The 23,785-nt window shown below is 60.6% G+C and carries 15 protein-coding genes; 7 read left to right on the top strand and 8 right to left on the bottom strand.

Annotated features, from left to right (window positions below; translation table 11 throughout):
- Positions 1-239: 239 nt before the first annotated feature.
- Positions 240-578 carry a hypothetical protein gene (locus JAO77_RS08595; protein ID WP_198989920.1) on the bottom strand — a complete coding sequence of 113 codons (339 nt, stop codon included), beginning with the start codon at positions 576-578 and terminating at the stop codon, positions 240-242.
- A 377-nt stretch (positions 579-955) separates the two neighbouring features.
- On the bottom strand, positions 956-2,062 hold the full coding sequence (locus JAO77_RS08590; RefSeq protein WP_286192449.1) for a chemotaxis protein CheB: 1,107 nt from the start codon (positions 2,060-2,062) through the stop codon (positions 956-958).
- A gap of 83 nt (positions 2,063-2,145) precedes the next feature.
- Here JAO77_RS08590 and JAO77_RS08585 point away from each other — a divergent pair, with 83 nt between their 5' ends.
- The 5 genes from JAO77_RS08585 to JAO77_RS08565 all read left to right on the top strand — a co-directional run bounded on the left by JAO77_RS08585 (position 2,146) and on the right by JAO77_RS08565 (position 9,368).
- Positions 2,146-5,196 (top strand): CheR family methyltransferase, encoded by a 3,051-nt coding sequence (locus JAO77_RS08585; RefSeq protein WP_198989918.1) that lies wholly within the window; start codon positions 2,146-2,148, stop codon positions 5,194-5,196.
- A gap of 91 nt (positions 5,197-5,287) precedes the next feature.
- The gene (locus tag JAO77_RS08580) at positions 5,288-6,889 is read left to right on the top strand and encodes a PAS domain-containing sensor histidine kinase (RefSeq protein ID WP_198989917.1); all 1,602 of its coding nucleotides are present in this window, start codon (positions 5,288-5,290) and stop codon (positions 6,887-6,889) included.
- Positions 6,890-7,043: 154 nt separating this feature from the next.
- Positions 7,044-7,697, top strand: coding sequence for a response regulator transcription factor (locus tag JAO77_RS08575; RefSeq protein ID WP_198989916.1), 654 nt, complete (start codon positions 7,044-7,046; stop codon positions 7,695-7,697).
- Positions 7,698-7,829: 132 nt separating this feature from the next.
- Positions 7,830-8,924, top strand: coding sequence for a PAS domain-containing protein (locus JAO77_RS08570; protein ID WP_198989915.1), 1,095 nt, complete (start codon positions 7,830-7,832; stop codon positions 8,922-8,924).
- Positions 8,925-9,011: 87 nt separating this feature from the next.
- The gene (locus tag JAO77_RS08565) at positions 9,012-9,368 is read left to right on the top strand and encodes a hypothetical protein (RefSeq protein WP_198989914.1); all 357 of its coding nucleotides are present in this window, start codon (positions 9,012-9,014) and stop codon (positions 9,366-9,368) included.
- An 81-nt stretch (positions 9,369-9,449) separates the two neighbouring features.
- Here the strand turns inward: JAO77_RS08565 and JAO77_RS08560 are convergent, their stop codons facing one another.
- From JAO77_RS08560 to JAO77_RS08535, 6 genes are all read right to left on the bottom strand, one after another.
- A complete protein-coding gene (locus JAO77_RS08560) occupies positions 9,450-10,727 on the bottom strand; it encodes a M16 family metallopeptidase (protein ID WP_370550089.1) in 1,278 nt (425 codons plus the stop codon).
- Between the two features lie 175 nt (positions 10,728-10,902).
- Positions 10,903-12,120, bottom strand: a complete 1,218-nt coding sequence (gene porV / locus JAO77_RS08555; protein ID WP_235998317.1) for a type IX secretion system outer membrane channel protein PorV — start codon at positions 12,118-12,120, stop codon at positions 10,903-10,905.
- Between the two features lie 115 nt (positions 12,121-12,235).
- Positions 12,236-16,297, bottom strand: a complete 4,062-nt coding sequence (gene porU, locus JAO77_RS08550; RefSeq protein WP_198989912.1) for a type IX secretion system sortase PorU — start codon at positions 16,295-16,297, stop codon at positions 12,236-12,238.
- Between the two features lie 93 nt (positions 16,298-16,390).
- Positions 16,391-17,149, bottom strand: coding sequence for a CDP-alcohol phosphatidyltransferase family protein (locus JAO77_RS08545; protein WP_198989911.1), 759 nt, complete (start codon positions 17,147-17,149; stop codon positions 16,391-16,393).
- Positions 17,150-17,177: 28 nt separating this feature from the next.
- A complete protein-coding gene (locus JAO77_RS08540; RefSeq protein ID WP_198989910.1) occupies positions 17,178-18,368 on the bottom strand; it encodes a carboxypeptidase-like regulatory domain-containing protein in 1,191 nt (396 codons plus the stop codon).
- Positions 18,369-18,389: 21 nt separating this feature from the next.
- Positions 18,390-19,034, bottom strand: a complete 645-nt coding sequence (locus tag JAO77_RS08535; RefSeq protein WP_198989909.1) for an MBL fold metallo-hydrolase — start codon at positions 19,032-19,034, stop codon at positions 18,390-18,392.
- A gap of 160 nt (positions 19,035-19,194) precedes the next feature.
- Here JAO77_RS08535 and JAO77_RS08530 point away from each other — a divergent pair, with 160 nt between their 5' ends.
- Positions 19,195-20,316 carry an NAD(P)/FAD-dependent oxidoreductase gene (locus tag JAO77_RS08530; RefSeq protein ID WP_198989908.1) on the top strand — a complete coding sequence of 374 codons (1,122 nt, stop codon included), beginning with the start codon at positions 19,195-19,197 and terminating at the stop codon, positions 20,314-20,316.
- Positions 20,317-20,382: 66 nt separating this feature from the next.
- Positions 20,383-23,733, top strand: coding sequence for a PD40 domain-containing protein (locus JAO77_RS08525; protein WP_198989907.1), 3,351 nt, complete (start codon positions 20,383-20,385; stop codon positions 23,731-23,733).
- Positions 23,734-23,785: the final 52 nt, after the last annotated feature.

Genomic DNA, 23,785 nt, shown 5'->3' with positions numbered 1-23,785 from the left:
CCATAGCATACAGTAGCCCGTCAGCACTAGAGAAGGCAAGACTACAGCTCATTGAAGAGAGCTAATTAAGAAGGCGCAGCTGCTCGCTGACACAACATTAGCCAGGGGCTAAATCAGCTGGCAAGCGTGATTACGAAGAACTCGGCCACGGCAGCGACTACTGCCCGCCAGCACATACCCTCTTATAAATAGCTGGTCGCCGACCAAAGCCATCCTGGCAGCGGTGGGCCCAACCTAGGCTAGTGCCCAGTGGGCAAGCAGAGGCCATACTGCTCAGCATCAAGCACCGATGCGGCCAGCGGCTGGCTGGCATCGGGCGCGAGCCCGGCGCGCGTATCCTCGGGCAGGTGGCACACAATGAGGTGCCCACCGTGCTGCCAGAGCCGGCTGGCACACCGGCGCAGCAGCAGCAGGGCCTCGGCCGATAGCGCCGATACGTGGCGGCAATCTACCCACACGCTGCCCCGGGCGTGGCGCAGCACCTGGCGCAATGCAGTGGCCAGCGGGTAAGCCCTTGCCTCGGTAGCGTGCAGGGTGAGGAGGTAGCTGTGGGGTCGAGCTTCTACATAGGCGCGCATAGCTGCTTCGGCAAGAGGATAAAACCTAGACAAATTTATCCTGTAAGTCGCCATTTCACACCTGCGGCAACTACTGATTTTTACTCACTTGCCAACGCAACCATCATTTCTGAAGCTCTTTTTATCCCTAGGTACTCGCCACAGGCATGACTTCTTGTTTAACTGGTAAACTACTAGAAATCTACCCGTAATAAGCAGCTTTGGCCATTAGGTACATTGTACCGAGCCTATACTGCGCGCCGACTACCTAGGACCTTTTTTACCTAACTGTGTGCATAAGCTCGGCTCCTAGCGATACTTATCATTACTGCAGTATTCAACAGTATTTTCCTTAGATGAGCCTAGCATTATATTTCTGCTTCCTTTGGGTGCGGGGGCTACTTAGGCTCAGTTTGGGAGGTATCAGCTGGCTGCGGGCCTTCGCTGCCGTTGAGCAAGAACTCGCGCATGCGGTTCACGTGGCGCTTTAGGTCGACTAGACGCTCGTCCTGCTGGCGGCTCCAAGTGCTGTTGTCGTGCTTGTTCATACTCATCAGGAGGTTTTTGCGCTCCTCCATCATGCGTAGGGCTACCCACAGGGTTTCTTCTAGCTCGTGCTGGTTACTTTCGGCTAGGGCTTCGGCCGTGAAGGCGTGCCCTGTGTGGCAGCGATAGCGCAGCACCTTGCCGTGGTCAACTTCCCACAGGTTGCCGCCGCAGTCGGGGCAAGTCATGGGCACCTGGTGCCCGAGCTGACCAACTTGTTCTACTGTTCCCACCACACGCTCGGCAATAGCCGCTTCTAGTTGTAAATCAGCCGGAATATGTATCTTCTCGGGGGGCTCCGCACGGGCGGGGTCTACTAGCTGCACCAGCAGCTGGCCCATTTGGGCAAGGGGCGCTACGTAGTCGATAGCCACGGCGCGTAGGGCACTTTCGGGCATGCTCGCAAATTCGGCGTCGGCGGGGTCCTGCACCACCGCCAAGCCCCCGCAGCGCTTCACAAATTCGAGGCCGGCCGTGCCGTCGTGCAGCATGCCCGTGAGCACCACGCCCACCACATTGGCCCCGTAGGCCACGGCTGCCGAGCGAAACAGGGCATCGGCGGCGGGGCGGTAGCTGTTTTCGCGTGGGCCCTTAGTCACGAGCAGGTGGTTGTCTTTCACCAGCAGGTGGCGGTCGGGCGGGGCCAGGTAGAGGTGGCCCGCTTCGAGCGGGGCCTGGTTGGTAGCTAGCTGGCACTGAAGGCTAGTATACTCATTCAGCCGGGCCACTAGGGGCACGCCTGTAGAGTCGGGGCTGAGGTGCTGCACCACCAGCACAGCAGCTGTGAGCGTACCCGGCAACTGCGCGACAAGTGCAGTAAGCGCTGGCATACCGCCCGCAGACGTGCCAATAACAATAAGATGTGAAGGAATAGCCACGAAGCAGCCCAAAAAACAAGTTATACAACCTACAAGTGTACGGAAAACACTTATAAATAGCACTAAATACAGTACCTTCATTATACCAAAAATTTGTGGCCGGCGGTTGCTTGGTACACAGCCAGCCAGCATGCCGCTACCGGGCGCTGCCCTTTATTCGCTACATGAAAGACACTTCGGCCTCGGCCGACAACTCCATTGCCGACGACGACGCAGGCCCCGTAGATTCCAACTCGGTTACTCCTAAGCCAAGCCGCCCAACCAAAACCAGCCGCGGTGCTTCCCCGAGCACCGATAAGTTTACGGTAGTAGCCCTAGGGGGCTCGGCGGGGTCGCTCGATGCGCTCAAAAAGTTCTTTGCGCACCTGCCGCGGCGCACGGGCATTGCCTACGTGGTAGTAGTGCACCAGCTGCCCGACAACCAGGGCGAGCTGGTGCACCTGCTCCAAACCTTCACGGAGCTGCCCGTGCAAGAAGCCTACGATGGCCTGCGCGTGTACCCCAACCAGGTGTATGTAGCGCCGCCCGACCACGACCTGAACTTGCTGCACGGGGTGCTGTACCTGCTCAAGCCCACCCAGCCCCAGGCACGCCGCTTGCCCATCGATTTCTTTTTGCAGAGCCTGGCCAAGGATGTCGGCGAGCGGGCCGTGTGCATTCTGCTCTCGGGCCTAGGTGTCGATGGCAGCCTAGGGCTGAAGCTGGTGATGGAAAACTTCGGCATGGTGATGGTGCAAGACCCCGAAACGGCGGCCTTCGACTCCCTGCCCAAGGCGGCGCTCGCCACCGAGTTTGTCGATTTTGTGCTGGCCCCCGAGCTGATGCCCGCCCAGCTGCTCGACTACGTGGCCCGTCCCCTCGACACGCGCCCGGCGCGCACGCCAGTGTCCAGCTCGGCCACGCAACCCGCGCACGCACTCCAAAAAATCTTCTTGCTCATTCGCCAGCAAACGGGGCACGACTTCAGCTTCTACAAGCGCAACACGGTGTTTCGGCGCATCGAGCGGCGCATGAACTCGCACCAAATCAAGGAGTTTACCCACTATGTGCGCTACTTGCAGGAAAACCCCTACGAGGTAGAGCAGCTGTTTCGGGAGCTGCTGATTGGCGTCACCAAGTTTTTCCGCGATGCCGAGGCCTTCGCCAGCTTGCAGCACCAGCTCAAGGCCGTGCTTCTGAACAAGGAGCCCGGCAGCACCGTGCGGGTGTGGGCCCCAGGCTGCTCCACGGGCGAGGAGGCCTACTCGCTGGCCATTGCCTTGCTCGAAGTAATCGAGACCCTAGGGCCTGAGCGCCGGCTCAAGCTCCAGATTTTTGCCACCGATATTTCGTCTATGGGCATCGACGCGGCCCGCACCGGCATCTACCGCGAAAACGTGGTGGCCGATGTGAGCCCCGGGCGCCTGGAGCGCTACTTCATTAAGACCGACGGCCACTACCAGGTGCGCAAGGAGCTGCGCGACCTCGTGGTGTTTGCCCTGCACAACATCAATAAGGACGCGCCTTTTACCAAGCTCGACCTGCTGTGCTGCCGCAACTTGCTCATCTACCTCAGCAGCGAGCTGCAGCGCAACCTGCTGCCCGTGTTTCACTACGCGCTCAACCCCGGCGGGCTACTGTTTTTGGGGCCGAGCGAAAACCTGACGGGTTTTCTCGATTTGTTTCAACCGCTGGACGTGAAATGGAAAATTTCGCGCCGCACCGAGGCCCCGGCCGCGCTGCCCCGGCTCATCAACTTTCCTTTTGGCATGGCCCGGCAGTCGCCGGCTACCGCGCACTCGCCCGCTCTTATGTCGCCCGCCGCTTCTTCGCACCGTCACGCTGGTCCGTTTGCCTCGCTCGTTCAGAAAACGCTGCTCCAGGCCTACACGCCCCCGGCGGTAGTTATCAACCCTAAGGGGGAAATCTTGTACGTGAACGGCCGCACCGGGCGCTACCTCGAGCCCGCGCCGGGCGTGGGTAGCCTCAACGTGTTTGAGATGGCGCGCCGCGAGCTGAGCTTTGAGATCAGCGGGGCCGTGCACCGCGCCGTGCAAACCCGCGAAGACGTGGTAGTAGAAAATGTGCGCGTAAAAACCGACCTAGGGCAGCAGCTGCTGCGCCTCACGGTGAAGCACCTCAACGAGCCCGATGCCCTGATGGGCCTACTGCTGGTAGTGTTTGAAGACCAGCCTACCCCCCGCCGGGTGCGCCAGGGCAAGGCCAACGTGCTGAACCCCGAAGACAGCCGCGACTCGGTAGTGGCCGCCCTCGACAAGGAGCTGCAATACACTAAGCACCGCCTCCAAACCACTATCGAGGAGATGGAGAGCAGTCTCGAAGAGCTAAAAAGCACCAACGAAGAGCTGCAAAGCGCCAACGAGGAGCTGCAAAGCACCAACGAGGAGGCCATGACCAACAAGGAGGAAATGCAGAGCCTGAACGAGGAGCTGCTGACCCTCAACATGCAGTACCTGGCCAAGACCGAGGAGCTGAGCCAGAGTGCCAACGACATGAAAAACCTGCTCGACGCCACCGAAATCGCCATTATCTTCCTAGATAATGACATGGTGGTGAAGCGCTTTACGCCGCAGGTTACGCGCATCATCAACCTGCTACCCGCCGATGTGGGCCGCTCACTGGCCCACTTTGCCTCCAACCTGCGCTATGCTCACTTGCTACGCGATGTGCAGCAGGTACTGACCCGCCTCACCAGCGTAGAGGTGAACATCGAAACCACCCAGGGCGAGTGGTTTACGATGCGCATCTTGCCCTACCGCTCGCTCGACAACTACATCAACGGCGCCGTTATCACCTTCACCGAAATCACGGCCCTCAAGCAGCTCGAAGCCAACCTGCACGATAAAGCGATTTTTATCGATAGCATGCAGGAAGCCATGCGCGAGCCCGTGCTGGCCCTCGACGGCCAGCTGCGGCTACACAGCCCCAGCGTAGCGTTTGCCCAGGCCTTTGGACTAGCGGTGGCCGACCTAGAAGGCCAGCCGCTGGCCCTCCTCAATGGCGGTGCCTGGAACCAAACGGCCCTGCGCGAGCGCCTAGAGCGCCTGCTCACCAGCTACACGCCGCAGGCCGATGCCTTCGACGACTTTGTGCTCGAAGCCGACTTTGTGGGCCTAGGGCGCCGCCGGGTGCGCCTCTACGGCCGCCGCATGCTGCGCCAGGGCCAGCCCACGCCTTGGGTTCTGCTGGGCGTGCGGTCGATAGAGGAAGTATAAACAGCTGCCTATGACATCATTGCAATGCCTGAGCTTGTAGCCCTTATTGCCTGAGCTTAATCTTGTACTTCATCCCTGTTGCAGTTGGCCCATGATTCCTCCTGACCCCCACACAGCGCTGCAAGACCTGCGAGCCCGCGCCGAGCGCCGGCGCCTGTCGGTGGCGGCGCTGCCCGCCGAGGAGGCGCCCGGCATGCAGCTCCTGATGCAAGAGCTGCAAGTGCACCAACTGGAACTGGAGATGCAGTACGAGGAATTGCTGATAGCCCAGACCGAAGCCGCTAATAGCTACACCCAGTACCTAGACCTGTACGACTTTGCGCCGGTGGGCTACTGCACTCTAGCCGCTACGGGCACCATTGAGCAGCTCAACCAGCAAACGGCCCAGCTGCTGGGCGCCACGCACGAGCAGCTGCTAGGCCGGCGGCTAGCTGTGTTTATGCCCCTGCCCGAGCGCACGCAGCTAGCCGAGTTTCTGGCCCGCCTCCAGGCTAACCCCGGCCAGCGGTTTAGCTGCGAGATACTGATGCACCGCCGCGACGAGTCGCCGTTTGTGGCGCAGGTCGATGGCCTGGCTACCACTTCGGGGCTGGGGCAGGAGCTTACCTACCGCCTAGTGCTGCTCGACGTGACGGCTAGCCGCGAAGCACGCGACGAGCTGGCCCGCAGCGAGGCGCGCTTCCGGGCCACTTTCGAGCAAAGCCGCGATGGCATGCTGCTGCTCGACCACCACCGCTTTGTGGACGTGAACGACGCTGCCCTGTGGATGCTGCGCCGTACCCACCGCCAGCAGGTAGTAGGCCACCACGTAGCCGAGTTCTGGCCCGAGTACCAGCCCGATGGCCGGCGCTCGATAGACCTACTCGGCCACTGCCTAACGCGGGTCCCCACCGAGGGGTGGTGCCGCCTCGAGTGGGCGCGCTACGACTCGGCCGGCCAAATAGTCTGGGATGAAATAGCCTTTAGCCCCATCTTGGTAAACGGCCAGGCGCTGGTGCACGGCACCTGGCGCGACATCACAGACCTCAAGCGCATGCAGCAAGCCAAGCTCGACCAGCAGCAGCAGCTAGCGCAGGCCGTGCTGGCCGCCGAAGAAAGCGAGAAGCGCCGCATTGCCGAAAGCCTGCACAATGGCTTGGCGCAACTGCTCTACGCCGCCAAGCTCAGCCTAGAGCAGTTCGAAGCCGAGCAGTGCCAGCAAGACCCCAAGGTCTTTGCCCAGGCCCAGCTGAAGGTAGCCAACCTGCTGGCCTCGGCCATCACCCAAACCCGCACCCTAGCCCACGAGCTAGTGCCGCGCACCCTCGAAGACTTCGGGCTGGAAGCCGCCATTCAGGACATTTGCGCCGACTACAGCATCGCGCCCCTGCGCCTGACCTGCCACTTCGCCGACGTACCCGATGGCCTGCCGTCGCACCTCACCGTAGCCATCTACCGCATGGCCCAGGAGCTAGCCAATAACATCGTGAAGCACGCCCACGCCACCCAGGCCAAGCTTAGCCTCCGTGCCGATGGCCAGGCCCTGGAGCTGCGTGCCGAAGACAACGGCATTGGCTTCGCGGCCGATTCGCAGGGCAAAGGCCTGGGCTGGCAAGCGCTGCAAGACCGGGTGCGCCTGCTCAATGGCACGCTGCAGCTCGACTCTCAGCCAGGCCGGACCTGCATCGCTATCTCGCTGCCACTGCCCAGCTAGCGCCTACCTACAGACTAGGTTATCCCTGTCTGTGGCGCAGCCTCAACAGCCATTTTTCGGCCTGCAAGCATCCTAGGAGCCACAATCTGCGTCTATAGTACTGCCGCTCTACGCCAATACCGCGAAGTACTCAACGCTGTTGCAGCACCCACCTATGATTCGTCTGTTTTTGGTTGACGACCATGCCATCATGCGCGACGGCCTCCGTGCCCTACTCTCGCGTGAGGCCGACCTGCAAATAGTGGGCGAAGCCAGCCACGGCCAGGAACTACTCGACCGCCTACCAGCGGCCCCGGCCGATGTAGTGCTGCTCGACCTCAACATGCCCGTGCTCGACGGGCTAGCCACCACCCAGCGCCTGCGCGTCGAGTTTCCTGAGGTTAGGGTATTGGTATTGTCGATGTTGCTGCACGAGCGCTACGTGGGCCAGCTGTTTGAAGCCGGCGCCTGCGGCTACGCCCTCAAGAATGACGAGATAAGCGAATTGGTATTGGCCATTCAGACGGTGGCAGCGGGCCGGCAGTATCTCTGCAACGAGCTAAGCCTGCGCATGCTCGACAAAGCTTTGCTTAATATCGACCCCGCAGCTGCTGCCAAGCCCACCCGCAATCCCTATAATTTTTCGCGCCGCGAAACTGAGGTACTGCACCTATTATCTGAAGGTCTCACTACCAGCGAGATAGCTGACAAGCTATTTACGAGCAAGCGCACCATCGAAACGCACCGCCAGAACATGCTCGAAAAAAGCCAAGCCCGCAATGCGGCTGCGCTTATCAAGCTGGCAATGAGCCAAGGCGTGCTACAGTAGCGAACCTAAGCTACCCAGCGGCCCGCGGGCGCGTATCTTTGCTACACTAGCAGGCCACTAGGTACTGGCCTGCTTTTTGTGTAGCGCCGGCCGATTATAGCTGGCCATTGCCTCGCTTAATTGGTTTTCTGGATGACCTCTCCTCAAGAAGTAGCTACCCCGTTGCAAGCAGCTGCCACCGAAGTACTGCGCCAGCGTGCCCAGGCGCGCCTCGAGCGCTTCTTTCAGCAGGCGCCCTCCCCTATCTGCATTCTCGACGGGCCCGACTTTGTGTACGAGCTTGTGAACCCCGCCTACCAGCGGCTGTTTCCCGGCCGGCACCTGCTGGGCAAGCCCCTGGTAGCCGCGCTGCCTGAGCTGGCCGACCAAGCCATTCCTGGCATCTTGCGCCGGGTGTACGAAACGGGCGAAACATTTGAGGGCCGTGAGCTGCTGGTACCCCTGGCCCGCGCCGACAACGGGCAGGTCGAGGATATGTACTTCAACTTTACGTACCAGGCTCGCTACAACGAAGACAACAACATCGACGGCATTCTGGTCTTTGCCAACGACGTGACCGACCAGGTGCTGTCGCGCCAGGTTGTGGAGCAAGCCAACCGCGACCTAGAGGTCCGCGTAGCCGAGCGCACCCAGCAGGTGCGCGCTGCCCAGGCCGACGCCGAAGCCCAGCGCCAGCGCCTACACGACCTACTGATGCAAGCCCCGGCCCTGATTTGCTACTTCGAAGGCCCGGAGCACGTGTTTCGGCTGGTCAATCCGCTGTATCAGCAGCTGGTGGGCGACCGGCCCATTCAGGGCCTGCCCATCAGCCAGGCCATGCCCGAGCTGGCCGGCCAGCCCATCTTTGGGCTGCTCGACGAGGTATACAGCACCGGCAAGTCGTTCTACGCCAATGAAATGCTGGTGCAGCTCGACCACGCTAACACCGGTACGCTGGGCAACAACTACTACAACTTTGTGTACCAGGCCACGCGCAATGGGGCAGGCGACATCGACGGTATTCTGGTATTTGCGTATGAGGTAACCACGCAGGTAGTGAGCCGCCAGAAGCTAGAGAAAAGTGAGCAGCACCTGCAAACCCTCAACCAGCAGCTGGTAGCAATCAACACAGAGGTATGGGCTGCTAATGCCGAGATTCAATCAATGAACGAGGCCCTGGTTAAGCTACCGCCCCTCAACCCGCTTGCTACCGTGCCGGGCAGCCCGCCGCCTGCCACGCCCAGCTAACCAAGCTGCCACCTTTGCCGCCCGGTAAAACTGTCTTCTCTATCTTGTTATTCCGGTTGCCCTACCTAGGGCCGCCACCTGCTTAGCATGGCTCTCTCAACGCTGGATTTTCAACAAGCCAGAATTAAGCAAGTTCTCTTTAAATCGCGTTTGCGCTCGGTGCTCTACGGCGTGCGCGAAGCCGATGCGTCGTTGTTTTCGCTGGCCGAAAACCCCTTCGGCCAGTGGCTCGCTACCGTAGTGAAGCCGCAGTACAGCACCCGGCCCGAAGTACGCGCAATGGAACAGAACCTACAAGCCACCCTCCAGGCGGGCCAGGCCCTCGTGACCCAGTACCAACGCGGTCAGATTGAGGAGGCGCGCACTGGCCTCTCTACCGTTAACAACTACGCTGACAAAATGGAAGAGCTACTCCAATCGCTAGAAAAAGCGGTGGTTGAGTAAGAAGGCCCACTACGCCAAGAGCCCGGCCGTGTGCATAGCTGCACGGCCGGGCTCTTATTTTTTACTTTACTTAGCACCTACCTAGGCGCCGCCTGCTACCACAGCCAGCATGTCGGCGGGGCTGAGGTAGGTGCGGGCCAAGGCCTGCAGGTCGGCGGCTGTGGCGGCCTGGGTTTGGCGCGCAAGGTGCTGGTAGTAGTCGGGGCGCAGGCCGTGTAGCGTGATGTGGCGGTACTTGTCGGCTTGCTCAAAAACAGTGGCGGTTTCGCCCAGCAGCTTGCCTAGGGTGTAGTTTTTCACGGTTTCGAGCTCGTCCTCATCCAGCAACTCGTTTTGCAGGCGCTCCAGTTCGTAAGCTATTTCTTGGCGAGTGGCGTCAGCGCGGTCGCCGTTGACATCGGTGCCGATGACCAGTACTGTAGCCTGCTCGCGGGCCACCACGCTGGCGTGGATGCCATAGGTATAGCCCTTGTCCTCCCGGATGTTCTTCATCAGGCGCGAGCCAAAATACCCACCTAGGACCTTCACCAGCAGCAGCAACTCGGGCGTTTGGGCCTCGGTGAGGGCCGGCCAACGCCGCCCCATCCGCACCGACGCCTGAATGCTGCCCTCAACGGGTACCGTGACTAGGCCCGTGGGGTAGCTGTCGGCGGGGGGCGCCGCGAGGGGTTGGGCAGCCGCACTATCTGCCTGCCACTGCCCCAGTAGCTCGGCCACGCCCGCGGCGTAGGCGTCCACATCGCCGCTCAGGAAAATCTCGGCGCCTGCCGGCCCGTAGACTGCCGCATGAAAAGCCCGCAGTTGGTCGGCGGTGATAGTCGAAAAGGAAGCTTCATCAAACGACCGGCCGTAGGGCGACTCCTCCCCAAATAACTGGCGGTTGAACTCTTCGCTGGCCCGGAAGCTGGTTTTTTGGCGCTCAACCCGCATATTCTGGCTGATGCGGGTTTTCATTTGCTGCAGCTCATGCTCAGGAAAGGTAGGCGCGGCTAACACCTCCTGCACCAACGGCAGCAGCGTGGGCAGGTGCCGCGCCAGGCAGTAAAGCGTAAGGGTGGCGTGGTCGGCGCCGGCTTCGCAATCGAGCGACGCCCCGTAGAAGGCCACCTCGTCGGCAATCTGGCGGGCCGTGCGCGTGGCCGTACCCTCGGTGAGCATGCGGGCCGTGAGCTGCGCCAAGCTCGGCGACGGCTCATGGTACTTGCCAGCAGTCAGTACCACTTGCAGGCGTAGCACGGGCTGGGCGGCATTGGCCAGCAGGTGCAGCCGGGCGCCATTGGGCAGGTGGCTAACGGTAGGCGTGGGTAACGTAATATTGGTAAGCGGGTGGGTAGGCGGGGGCAGCAGGCGGTTTAGCACGGAAAGCAAGGGAAGAAGTATAATAGAAAACGATAAGCTACGCTACACAAAAAATGTCATTGCGCGGAGGGCGGCGAGCCAATAACACCAAAACGAGTCGTTCGGATGCGATTGCTTCGTCGTTCCTCCTCGCAATGACAACATTTTTGCTAAGGCAGAACCTAAAAACGGCGGCTTAGTTCACCGGCGAGCCCTGCGTGCCCCCCGCGCCACCTTCGCTAAAGGCGTCGGATAGCTTGTTGAGGTTGAAGTGCAGCGAGATGCGGATGGTTTCGGCCAGCGGGTTGGCAGAAGCGTTGGGCACCAGGTACGTGCCATCGACGCCGAACGCCGACAACCGGGCACCTAGGCCAAACGACAGGTACTGGCGGCCGCCCTTGCTGGGGTTTTCGTAGTAATAGCCAGCGCGCGCCGCAATGGTATTGTTATACCAGTACTCAAGGCCGCCACCAATATTGATTTCCTGCAGCTCCTCCTTGAATCCACCCTGCGCATCGCTGAACGAAGTAAGAATGCCCGAGACAATGCCCTGCTGCAAGCGCGCATTGCGAGCATCCACTACTGCCGGGTCGTTTATCCCCTTTGAGTCGTCGTAGTACGGCGAAGGCACCAGCAGCTTGGTAGCGTCGAAGGCCAGGGTAATCTTATTATAGGCATCTATTTCACGGGTGATGGCGGTGCCTATACGCAGCGACGTGGGCAGGAAGCTCGGAATAGAGGCGTCGCGGTACACCATCTTATTACCAATGTTGGTTACCGCCGCACCAAACGCCAGGTTATAGGCGCCCGCGCCAATGGTCACGTCCTTGTTGTAATACGCCCCCAGGTCGGCTGAGAAGGAATTACCGGCCTGGGCATCGTTGTTAGCGTAGCTTCCGATAAGGTTTGAGCGCACATAACGCGCTGAGATACCTACCCCGAAATTATCGCTCAGCTTCTGGCCGTAGGAGAAGCTAAGGGCGTATTCCTTTGGGTTGTAGCTACCCTGCGCAATGTTCTGGTCGTTGGTGTAGTCAATCGACCCTAGGTCGAAATACAGAAGCGAGGCCGCGAAGGCGCCGCGGTCGCCCACCTTGGCGTAGCCCGACAGGTAGCTCAGGCTCATGTCGTCGGTCACCTTGCGCAGCCAGGGCGAGTACGACGGCGAAATCGCGTACTTATAATCCACGAAGCCGAGCTTGCCGGGGTTGTAGAACGCCGCGTTGGCATCGGGCGAAGTTGCCACGCCTGCCTCCCCTAGGGACGAGCCGCGGGCATCGGGCGACAAGGTCAGAATCGGTACCGCCGTGGTGATGGTGCGGATGCCGGCCCTTGTAGTTTGCGCCATGGCCGCCGTGGCCATCAGCAAAAGTGCCGGCGCAAGGGCCAGCGAACGAGAAAAAGTCGAATTCATGAGGGTATAATGATACAGCTTGCTAATGCGGCAATAGAAAGTTAGAAATATGAAAATTAAGTAATTACTGTGTCGATAGAACAAAAATAATACGGCGAAAGAATAAGCAAGCGTCCTAGTTGAGGAGAACTAATTTTTCAAATTTACTAACTGTCTGCTGGTCGGCCGGCGAGCGGACGCTAATTCGGTACACGTACACCCCGCGGGCGAGTTGGTCGTTGTAGTCGTCGCGGCCATCCCAGCTCACGCTTTGGTTGTGCGATGCGCTGGCCATAACGCTAGTGTGCAAGGTTTTAACGAGCCGGCCCGACACCGTAAAAATCTGCACTTGCACTTCCAACTCCTGCCCAGCTTTGTTGTGGTCGAAGTGAAACGTAGTAAGGTTACTGAACGGATTGGGGTAGTTGAGCACGTGGTCGAGGGCGAGCTGGGCCGTTTGCGCCGCAATAAACTCTACGCTGCCCTCCGCCGAATTATTGTACGTATCCCAGGCTTTTACTTTGAGCACGTGGGGACCGGGTGCCAAGTTTTGATAGTTATAGCGCAGCTGGCCGCGGGTGAAGTCATCGACCGCCGCTGTATATGAATCGTTGATGACAACGAGCTTGGCGGGGTCGTTGTCGAGGGTAGCCGTGAGCTCGTGGCCCACGCCCGCATTGGAGGTATTAATACCCGAGAGGTCGAAAAGCTTACCTAGGAGCAGGCTATTGACCCCAGTGAGGCCACCTGACACAAACGAATCGTCGTCCATAAAGAGCTGCACCGTGGGCGGCGTAACGTCTGTAGCGGCGCCCTTGGCAGCCCCACCCACCGGCACCAGTTGGTAGCCCTGGGCATCGACCTGGTTGGTGAGGTCGGCGGCGTAGAGGCTGATTTTGCCCAGGCCCGCGCTGTAGTTGATATCCTTAGGCACCACAAACTTGACGCTGAAGCGGCCGGCGCGTACAGTGGCCTGGCCACCGTACACAATGTTTTCCTGTACCTGCACGGGCACCGGCGTACCACCCTGGTCGCCGAGGGTGTTCACGGTGGTTGGCTTGTCAAAAATCGTGATGTCGGCCGTGCCGTTGAAGCTGGTGTTCAGCACGTTTTTGTTTTCTACGTGCCCGCTCAGGCGCACCTGCCCTAGGGCCTTTAGTGTGTCGAGGCTCACTTGCAGCGAAGCCACCTTGCGGCCGTTGATGGAGTCAATGAGCACGCGCTGGCGCGGATAAGCCAGGCGGGTGGTGGGGTCGGCCAACAGCGTGTAGTTGCGGTTGTTGAGGTCGCCGGCCGCGGCCGTCACCTTGGCGAGGCGGCTGGCGTTGCCTAGGTAGGGCAAGTCGCCAGCGGCGTTGCGAGCCAGCACTTGCGTGTAGAAGGCGCTGACCAGCTGTGTATTCTGATATGAGTAGACGACCCGCGTGGTCGTGAATAGGCCCACCGCGCCGGCCGTGGCATTGTCGGTCAGTACTGCCTCGCCAGCCGAGGTCAGGTCGGGATTATCGTAGGTGCTGAGGTCGCAAGTACCAGTCACGAAGAACGTGAGCCGATTCTGATTGGTGAGGGCCAGCAGCGAGGCCGTGGTAATGAGACGCTCGTCGGTGACGCCGTTGGGGCCGCCGTGGCCGGTGTAACCAATCAGCAGCGAACCTTGGTTAAGAGCGTCGTTAACGGCCGCTTCGGCCGCGGGCGAGCGTTGGCCTGCTGCCACGCTCTGCTGCGGAAAGAGGTCGAGGTAGTTTTTGCGGATGTTATACGCCGGCTCGGCTGCTTGCAGGGCGGGGGCGAAAATGGATTCCGACTCCGTCGTGAAGGTCATGCCAATGTCCGGGTCATTGTCATCGGCTGTCAAAGTAAGGCGGTTGCGCCACTTGCCAAAGCTCACCGTCGAATCGTAGGCAATCAGCTTACTCACTACCTGCCGGGCCTGCTCATCGTTGGTGGCCTGGTCGCGACGCTGGCGCGGGGGCCGCACCGGAATGCGCCCCACTCCAATGTCGCAGGCCTCGTAGCGCCCACCGTCAAACTCGGCCCAGGTGCCCTCGTTGTCATCGAGTAAACCGAAGTAGTCTTCCGACGAGTACGAAGACACGCCTTCGGCATAAGCCCGGTTGCCCGCCACGGGCAAAAACGACTCGCGCGACTCGTAGGTCGGCACTAAGTTCTGGTTGTAGAGGTCGGGGTCAAGATTAGCATCGCTACCGAAAGGCAGGCGGCTGCTTTTCCACCAGGCCGGCTCCTTGCTTCGGTCGTTGAAGGCCGAGGACTTATAATCGAACGACGCATCGCCGAACAGCAGCAGGTAGTTGCGGCGGCTGGCGGGGTTAGGGTTGCGGTCGTACACCTGCTTCATCAGGTCGCGGATGGCCGTGACATCCTGTGCCCCCGAGGCATACTCGTTAAAAACTTCTTTGGTCGTCACCACGGCCACGTTCAAGCCATTGTAGGTGCGGCGGTGCTGAGCCAGCCGCTCGGCCTGCGCTCGGAAGGGCGGGTAGGTGACTATTACCAGGTCCAGCGTGCCATTAGTATTGAGCGCGTGCAGGTTCTGGTTTGCCACTTTGCCAAAAAGCCTAGGGGTATCAAACGTGCCGCCGGGCTGGAACGCCACGTACTCGCGCACCGAGTCGGTGTAGGCCGCGAAGCTACCATTGGCTAAGGTCTGGGCGAGGGGGCGACGCGGATTGGTTACTTCCCACACCTGGGCGCCAGTAGCGTTGTCAAGGGCATAAGTGCCTACCGAGCCCGCGCCGCGCAGGGCCAGCGACCGAAACTCTAGCGCCGAGGCGCTCAGGCGCAGTTGGCGCTGCACTAGCAGCTCTAGGTAGTCGAGGTAGCCGCTGGTGGTAGCGCTGGGGTCGTTGGAGGAGAAGCTGAGCCGCACACGTTGGTCGGCGGTCGGGCTGGCGGGCAGCGTGGTCGTCAGGTTACCGACGTAGGTATTGGCCACCGTGGTGAAGGCCACCGTAGAAATGGCCGCTACGGGCAAGGTCGTTGGCAACGCGGTACCATTAAGACTGACCTGAAAAGAGGAGCTTTGCAGAGATGAAGCGGCCACCGCTACCCGTAGGCGCGCCGTGCTACCCGGTACCAGGTCGGCGAGCGCCTGGTTAGTATAATTATCGCTATTGAAGCTAAACTCTTGTGCGCTACCTGCACCGAAGCGTTCGCCTAGCCAATGCCGCCCCGAGTGCAGCAGATTGGTAAGGTCGTGCTCGTAGAAGCGCCGGTCGGTAAATGTGGTGATAGGAGCGCCGGTAGGCGAGCCAGCGGGCGCAGCCGCCGCGGGCACCCGGCGGCCACTGGTGCTGCCTACGGTTACGAAGTAGTAGGCCGTGTCAGCATACACGTTGTTGATGTGGCGAAAGCCCGTGGGCACCTTGCTGGTGCTGTCGATGGCCCACACGTGCGGCCCCGGCGCATAAAACAGGAAATACTCGCCGGCATCAAACACCCCATCGTTGTTGTCGCCCACCAGCAGCACATTGTTCTCCACTAAGTCGTCGGGGCGCGGGGCGGCGTTGGCCTGCGGCAGCACACCGGTGGCGTTACCATAAATCTGAATCCGGCGTGGGTCGATGGAGGCCACCGGCAGCCCTAGGTTGCTCAGCGCGGTCCGGTCGAGTTTGTAGATGCCGCTGGTCGGCACCCCGATTTTAAACCAATCGCCCGTGCGTAATACCGAGGCTGGCGCAAAGGTGTGCACGGCCGTGGTGCGCGCCGCACTGGCCGAAGCATCGCCTAGCTGATAGGCGTAAGTAAAGGAGACTAAGCGCTCGGGCTGGCCGGTCTGAGCATTGCGGCGCACCGGCTGCACCAGGGCGTAGCTGACGGGCTGGCGGGCTTCGGTTCCGTAGCGCACGCGCACGCCGGGCACCGCCGGCAGTGTGGCCGTGCGCAGCAACGCCGCATCAGCAGCCGAAAAGGGCTCATATACCGCGTCGCGCACGGCGCCCGCGGCTACGGTGCCGGGTACCCTTAGGGTGAGGGTACCCACAGTCTCGCCAGTGCCGTGGTAGGCGCCCTGAAAAGTAGGCACTTTGCGTGTGCTACCGTTGGGAAGTGCCAGGGTAGCATAGGTATCCCAGCTTAGGCGGGTAGCAATGGTTTGCTCGCCGCTGCTTTGCGCCCGGGCCGGCATCGCCCAACCACATAGCAGCACTAACAACCCAAATAAGCGGAAAAGTCTTTGCATAGAAACCCGTTACTGAACACGTAAATATCCGAAAGGCCAGGCTCCTAATTGCTATCCGCAGACCACGTTTCCGCTAACTGCCCGCTCGCCAAATTATTGCGGGCTGCTGGGGCTAGGCTCCACGCCATCGCGGCTACGCACCCGGCCCGGCACCGACAGCAGCACATAAAGCAGCACCGCCACCGGCACGCCCGCAGCCCGCAGCCAAATTACCATACCTAGGGCCAGCGCCACAAAAATAAACCGCCGCCGATTGCCCAACCAGCGTAGATTCTTGAATTTCAGCGCAAAGAGCGGCAGCTCGGCTACTAATAGACCGGAGAGCACTACGGCCAGCCCTACCAGCAGCCATTGGTTCAGAATAACCGGACTAAGCCCAAAGGTGTCATTCGCCAAAATCAATGGCAGCGAAGCCACTACCAGCGTGCAGGCTGGCGTTGGCAGGCCAATGAATGAGGTTGTCTGGCGAGTATCGTTGTTGAACTTAGCTAAGCGCAGAGCCGAGAAAATACTAATGACAAAGCCTATGCAGGGCAAAAACAGCATGAGACTTGGTAACTCAAAATCACCATGCCCAGGGCCTAGTTCCATTGCCTCAATTAGCAGCTTGTACATAATTGCCCCCGGCACTACCCCAAACGACACCATATCAGCCAGCGAGTCTAGGTCCTTGCCGATAGGCGACGACACCCGCAACGCCCGGGCCAGCAGGCCGTCGAAGAAGTCAGCCACGGCCGCGATGCCTATCAGATAGGCGCCTATTACTAGGTCGCCTCGGAAGATAAAGGTTAGCGCCAAGCACCCGCACAGCAGGTTGATGCAGGTGAGCGTGTTGGGTAAGTGCTTTTTCAAGTAATTATGTAGAAATAGAAAAAATAGACTAATCCGTCAACATCGTGCCAAAAGACTTTTGCTGCTCGAAGGCGCGGATAACTCCTTCCTCCAGCGGGGTGCGCTTCACCACGGGGTTGTCGCGCCAAAATAGTGGGTCATAAGCCGCTTGCTTCACCATGACCAAGTCTGATTCTTTTCCATTGGGAGCGGCATAGGTAAGGCCGGCCGGCAGTGTGGCCTGCCAATTATAGAAGTATGCCAGCGCCGATGCTCTCAGCTGTACCTCAGGCTTGAGCAGCCGCGTCAGTATTACTGTGTGGGTAGTAGTAAGGTGGTCGGGTACCGCGCCAGTAGCCGTGGGCCGAAATACGATTTCGTACTCCATTCGACCTTCTTTGAACTTGAAGGTCGGATTATTGGCATGCATTTCCCGGTCGATGCCTACCTTGAAGCGTAGTATCTGATACGTGTTGGTGTCAATAACTAGCGAGCCCTGCACGTGCTGAGGGTTAAATGCCGGCTTGCCCACAAATGCCACTTCAGCCAGGCTCTGCTCATCGCGCTGCGTGATACCTACTAGTCTGAGCGTGTAATATTCCGCCGCGTCGGGGCTTAGAATAGCCCCCTTGCGGGCTGTATCGCCTTTAGTAGAATAGATGTTGAAGTCTTTGGTGAAGTAGGAAAAATTCCTATAGTTGAGCAAGGCAGCTTTTTGCTTTGCGTAGCGCGCCTGCATCAAGGCTGTACCTTCCAAGCCGGCGTTACTGGCTTTGGTGTGCCACAGCATTTCCTGTACTTCGGTAGGCGTGCCGTCGAGATAAGTTATCTGGCGATAGAAAGCTTGGCCATACTGCTTAGTCGAGTAGCTGCGCTGAAGCTCCCGGTAGGCCTTACGCAGCAACTCGGCAGTATAGCTACCCATCTCTACAATAGGCAGCGTTACGGGGGCGGGTGCCAGCTCGATGGTACCTAGGGAACTGGCCGTGGCCACGGCCAGCGTGTCGCGCTTATAGCTCAGCTGCGACACAACTAGCTTAGCCGGCAAGGTCTTCAGGGTCAGAACGAACTCGCCTTCTGAGTTGCTAGTAGTGCCAGCGGCGCTGCCCAGCACGGCTACACTGGCGTAAGGCACGGGCTGATGGGTCTGTCTATCCAGTACTTTGCTACTTACCTGTCCTTGGCCGTAGGCCATAGGACCTAGCAGCACTAACGCGGCTACTTGTAGAAAAACCCGCATGAGCTTCTATAGCTAGGTTGTTTACACCAAAAACGGATTCGAGCGCCGCTCGGCGCCGATGGTGGTAGTGGGGCCGTGGCCGGGGTACACCACCGTAGCGTCGGGCAGAGTTAGTAGCTCTTCTTTAATGCTTTTAAGCAACGTATTGTGGTCGCCGCCCGGTAGGTCGGTGCGGCCGATGCTGCTTTTAAACAGCACGTCGCCGCCCACTAGCTGCCCGCCGGCTTCGTCGTAAAACACGACGTGGCCCGGCGCGTGGCCCGGCGCAAAGCGCACGCTTAGCTCGCTCTCGCCCAGCTTGATTACCTGCCCGGCCACCAGCTCGCCGGTAGGCTCGGCAGGCTCATAATTAGCAAAGCCATAGGGGCCCGCGTAAGTGTGCACTGCCCGCAGGGTGGGCAGGTCGAGGGCGTGCAGCAAAAAGGGGATGCCGGGATAGGTATTTAGCACGAAGGCATTGCCGAGCACGTGGTCGATGTGGGCGTGGGTATTGAGCAAAAGCTTAATATCCAGCTCGTGCTCGGCCACGTAGTCGCGTAGTGTTTGCTGCTCGGCCCGCGAGTAGGCGCCGGGGTCCACGATGGCCGTGGCCCGGGTGGCCTCGTCGATGAGCAGATAGGTGTTTTCGGCGAAGCCGTTGAAGGTGAAGCTGACAATGCGAAGCATAGTGACAAAGGTATTCGGTTTAGCTGGTTAGCCGGGGTTAGGAGTGACCTAGGGGCAGGGCAGCCCCGCAGCGCAGACTTCGCTTCCACGCTACGCCCTACTTGTTCTTTGCAGAAGCTAATTGGCTCCTCACCGCGCCGCCCGTATCTTGCTTAACAGAATGTCAACTGATTTCGACCTATACGATTACCTGCTCATCGGCCACGGGCTGGCGGGGGCACTGCTGGCGCGCAAGCTGCGCGGGCGCGGCCACCGCGTGCTGGTGTACGACGAACCCAGTCCTGATACCGCCTCGCGGGTAGCCGCTGGCCTTATGAACCCCGTGGCGGGCAAGCGCTTTGCCCTCACTTGGCGCGCCCTCGATACGCTACCCTACGCCGTGGCCTACTACCAGGACCTAGAGCGTGACCTAGACATTAAATTTCTAGTTGAAACGCCTATTCTGAAAGTATTTGGCTCGGCGCAAGAGCAGCAGCAGATGGTAGCCCGCGCCGCCGCCGAGCCGTGGGCGGGCTTCGTAGCAGCCATCGACACGGCGCCCATCGAACAGGCGGGCCTGCTGGCCCCGCACGGCGGAGCTTGGCTGCGCGGCGGCGGCTACGTGCGCGTGGCCGAGCTGCTGGCCGCCCTGGCCCAGCAGGGCCGCGCCGAGGGTTGGCTGCGCGAAGAAACTTTTCAGTGGGAAGCCCTCGTTAGCGGCACAGCCGACGTTAGCTACGCGCCGGGGCAGGTGCGCGCCCGGCAGGTAGTGTGCTGCCAGGGCGCAGCAGCCTTGCAGTGCCCGTACTTTGCCTGGCTGCCCCTCACGCCTAACCAAGGCGAGGTGCTGACGGTAGAAGTACCCGGCCTGACGGCGGCCCAGGCGCTCAATCGGGGCGCCTACGTGGTGCCCGATGGGCCAGGGCGGTTTCGGGTGGGCGCTACCTACCGGTGGCCGCCGTTTGAGCCGGCCGGGTCGGGCGAGGGCGAAGCCGAGCTGACGGGCCGCCTCACGGGCCTCACGCCCCTGCCCTACCAGGTGCTGGGGCTGCGGCGCGGCGTGCGGCCCGCCGTGCGCGACCGCCGCCCACTGCTGGGCCGCCACCCCGCTTTGCCGTGGCTGAGCATCTGTGGCGGCTTTGGCTCCAAGGGCGTGTCGCTGGCACCTCGGCTGGCCGCGCTGCTGGCCGACTACCTAGGGGGCCAGGGCGAGCTATGGCCCGAGGTAGACGTAGCACGCTACCACAAACTGTACCTTGCCGATTCACTAGAAAATAAGCCGCCCGCCCGTGCGTTTGAGTAGCGCTCCCCCGCGCCGACCGCTTGGCGCTCACCTTCTCTCCCGTTTTTACCCCCTGATTAATTTGCCGTGAAACCTTTCCTCAATGGCTGCCGGGCCGCTGCCGGCAATATGCAAACGGGACCGCGCGGGTGGGCCACCGCCGTGGCGGCGGGGGCACTGATACTACTGAGCGGGCCCGCCGCCCGGGCCCAGCTAGCGCAGGAGCCGTTTGGCCGGGTACGCATTCAGTACAAGAACCTCAACTGGCAGTTTTACTCGACCCAGAACTTTAACGTGTACTTCTACGGCGGGGGCGAAGCCAGTGCCCGCCGTGCTGCAGAGTACGCCGAACAGGAGCTACAGCGCATTACGGCGCTGGTGGGGTACTACCCCTACAGCAAGACCACGCTGATGCTCTATAACTCGGTGGGCGACCTGCGCCAAAGCAACATTGGCCTGCCCGCGCCCAACACCGTGAACGGTGGCGAGGCCCAGCTGGCCCGCATGAGCAAGGTCGAAATCGCCTTCGGCGGCCGCCAGACCGACTTCAAGCGCGAGATGAGCTTCCAGATAACCCAGGTGCTGCTCAACGACATGATGTACGGCGGCTCGCTGCGCGAAGTGTTGCAGAGCAACTACCTCTTGCAGCTGCCCGACTGGTTTGTGGGTGGCGCCTCGGCCTACGCCGCCGAGGGCTGGAGCGTGGACATGGACGGCTACATGCGCGACATGGTGCGGCAGTACCCTACCGGCAACCGCACAGCGCCCTTCTTCGTGCGCAACCCGCAGCTGGCCGGCCAAAGCATCTGGAACTACGTGGCCGAGCGCTATGGCTACGGCGCGGTGCAGAACATCTTGAACCTCACGCGCATCACCCGCGATGTGGAAGTCGGTATCAGCTCATCCTTGAACGTGCCGTTCAAGGTATTTCTGCGCAACTGGGTCAACTACTACCGCACGCTGAATACCCAGCCGGCCATTGCAGCCCTCTCGCAGCCGGCCGATGCAGCGCGGCGCAGCTCGCGCAATCGGCGGGGCCTCGAGCTGTTTTCGCAGCCCGTGCTTAGCCCCGACGGCCAGCGCGTGGCTTATGCCGTGAACGAGCAAGGCCGCTTCCGGGTGGTGGTGGCCAATCGCGATGGCTCGCACCGCCACGTGCTGCTGCACAATGGCTACAAAACCCCCGAGCAGCAAGTAGAAGGCCGCCTGCCCGCCCTAGCCTGGCGCGGCAATGGCCAGGTGGCCGTGGCAGAGCTGAGCCGCGGCAAAATGGCCCTGCGCCTGCACGACGCCGATGGCGATGGCATTGTGCAGCGGCTGCGCGGCGCCATCCGCATCAACCGGCCCGCTAGCATTTTTGACACCTACGACCAGGTGCTCGACCTCAACTATTCGCCCGACGGCAAGTCGCTGGTCTTTAGCGCTATCAAGAATGGACAGAATGACATCTACCTGCTAAAAGCCGGCAGCCGCCAGCCCGAAAAATTGACCGACGACTTGTTCGATGACCAGCAGGCGGCGTTCATGCCCAATGGCCAGGCTATTGTGTTCAGCTCCAACCGCTACCTCGATTCGACGGGCCGGGCGCGGCCAGCGTCGTTCCCGAACGTGGTAAACAACTACGACCTGTTTATCTATCACCTCGATGGGCGTGATAAGCCGGTTGAAACCATCGTCAGCACGATTTCGAACGAGTCGCGCCCGCGTCCGATTTCTAACGATGAAATTCTGTACCTAGGCGAGGAAAGTGGCATTCGCAGCGTCTATCGCTATTCATTGGTCACTAAGCAGCGCAAGCCAGTTACCAACTTCCCATCTAACATTCAGGATTTTGACTACAACCTAGGTAGCCAGGCGCTGGCTTTTGTGCCGCAGGTGCAGGCCCGCGACTTGCTCTACGTGTACCCCAAGTTTGAGCTGCCCACCGAGTTGTTCCTAGGTAAGACGGCGCGCCAGCAAACCCTAGAAGCTCGCTCGCAGCCTGCCCCGGCGCCGGTAAAACCGGCGGCGCCTGCTCCGGCGCCAGCGCCCGCGCCTACTACGGCGGCCGCCCCAGCCACCGACCCCGCCACTACGGCCCCCGCCCCCGCTACCGTGCCGGCCGACCCCAACAATGGCGTGCCGCAGTCGGCAGCTAAGCGCCGGGGCAGCAACACCGTCAATACCAACAACTACCAGTTTGAGGATGACGATGACCCGGCCATCCCGGTGCGGCCGCGGCGCAGCACCAAAACGGCCGTAGCGCCCTCTGTTGCCAAGGCTGCTGCGCCGGCGCTATCTGGGCCCTACCGCTACGATACCCGCTTCATGGCCGACAACCTGCTGACGGGCATCGCCGTGGACCCGCTGATTGGCTTTGGGGTGTCGCTGCAAGCTAACCTGTCGGACGCGTTTGAAAATCAGCGTATTCAGGCCAACTTGTTTGGGCAGCTCGACTTGCGCACCAGCAACATCAGCCTGTCGTACACCAACGTGACGCACCGCGTCGATTGGGGCATCACGTACCAAAAGCAGGCGTACTTCTTCGACACGCAGTATAGCAACATCGGCCTCACGCGCTACGGCCGCCACCGGGTGGCGCCCACCGTGGCCTACCCTCTCACCCACAACCTGAGCGTGCGCGGCGGCCCGCTGTTTGAAACCGTATCGCGCACCCAAACCGGCAACACCAATGCCGAGCTAGATACCCACGCCAACTACCTAGGCTACAACGCCGAGCTGGTGTTCGACAACTCGCGCTCGACGGGCGTGAACATGCTACTGGGCACCCGCATGAAAGTGGGCATCTTGCAGCAGCGCCAAGTAGGCAACTCCTCGGGCGACTTTGGTAAGTTTTACGTTGACCTGCGCCACTACCAGAAGCTGCACCGCCAGCTGGTGTGGGCCAACCGCGCCAGCTTCGGCAGCTTCTTCGGACCCAACCTCCAGACCTTCCGCCTCGGAGGCATGGACAACTGGCTGTTTCAGAAGTACAGCGACCAGCAGCTGCTAACGCCCCTGCCCGACCCCACTTCCATCTTCAACCAGCAGTTTGTGACCAACCTGCGCGGCTTCGACCTGAGCCGGCGCACGGGCCGCAGCTATGTGCTCTTCAATAGCGAGCTGCGCTTCCCCATCGTGCAGTACCTGTCGCGTCGGCCCATCTACTCGGGCTTCTTCCGCAACCTAGAGTTCGTGGGCTTTGTGGATGCGGGCACGGCCTACAACGGTGGCAACCCATTCAGCGAGAGCAACTCGAATAATACCGTAAACTTCAAGAACAACACGTTCTTCTCGGGCACGGTTATCAACTACCGCAACCCGCTGCTGATAGGCTACGGCGTAGGCGTGCGCACTACCATGCTGGGCTTCTACACCAAGTTCGACTTTGCTTGGGGCGAAGAAAACGGTATCCGTACCGCACCCAAACCCTACCTCACGCTGGGCCACGATTTTTAAGTCCAGCGCCACCTAGGTACCCCAAACGCCCCGGCCCCACAGGCCGGGGCGT

The sequence above is a fragment of the Hymenobacter sp. BT559 genome (assembly GCF_016427535.1).
In the GTDB taxonomy this organism is placed as follows: Bacteria; Bacteroidota; Bacteroidia; order Cytophagales; family Hymenobacteraceae; genus Hymenobacter.
The sequence above is the reverse complement of the archived record's forward strand: the minus strand, read 5'-3'. Positions and strand labels throughout refer to the sequence as shown.

Bases quoted from the DNA above. Each gene is read 5' to 3' on its own strand.
- JAO77_RS08595 (WP_198989920.1), bottom strand. From the start codon at position 578: ATGCGCGCCTATGTAGAAGCTCGACCCCACAGCTACCTCCTCACCCTG.
- JAO77_RS08590 (WP_286192449.1), bottom strand. From the start codon at position 2,062: ATGAAGGTACTGTATTTAGTGCTATTTATAAGTGTTTTCCGTACACTT.
- JAO77_RS08585 (WP_198989918.1), top strand. From the start codon at position 2,146: ATGAAAGACACTTCGGCCTCGGCCGACAACTCCATTGCCGACGACGAC.
- JAO77_RS08580 (WP_198989917.1), top strand. From the start codon at position 5,288: ATGATTCCTCCTGACCCCCACACAGCGCTGCAAGACCTGCGAGCCCGC.
- JAO77_RS08575 (WP_198989916.1), top strand. From the start codon at position 7,044: ATGATTCGTCTGTTTTTGGTTGACGACCATGCCATCATGCGCGACGGC.
- JAO77_RS08570 (WP_198989915.1), top strand. From the start codon at position 7,830: ATGACCTCTCCTCAAGAAGTAGCTACCCCGTTGCAAGCAGCTGCCACC.
- JAO77_RS08565 (WP_198989914.1), top strand. From the start codon at position 9,012: ATGGCTCTCTCAACGCTGGATTTTCAACAAGCCAGAATTAAGCAAGTT.
- porV (WP_235998317.1), bottom strand. From the start codon at position 12,120: ATGAATTCGACTTTTTCTCGTTCGCTGGCCCTTGCGCCGGCACTTTTG.
- porU (WP_198989912.1), bottom strand. From the start codon at position 16,297: ATGCAAAGACTTTTCCGCTTATTTGGGTTGTTAGTGCTGCTATGTGGT.
- JAO77_RS08540 (WP_198989910.1), bottom strand. From the start codon at position 18,368: ATGCGGGTTTTTCTACAAGTAGCCGCGTTAGTGCTGCTAGGTCCTATG.
- JAO77_RS08535 (WP_198989909.1), bottom strand. From the start codon at position 19,034: ATGCTTCGCATTGTCAGCTTCACCTTCAACGGCTTCGCCGAAAACACC.
- JAO77_RS08530 (WP_198989908.1), top strand. From the start codon at position 19,195: ATGTCAACTGATTTCGACCTATACGATTACCTGCTCATCGGCCACGGG.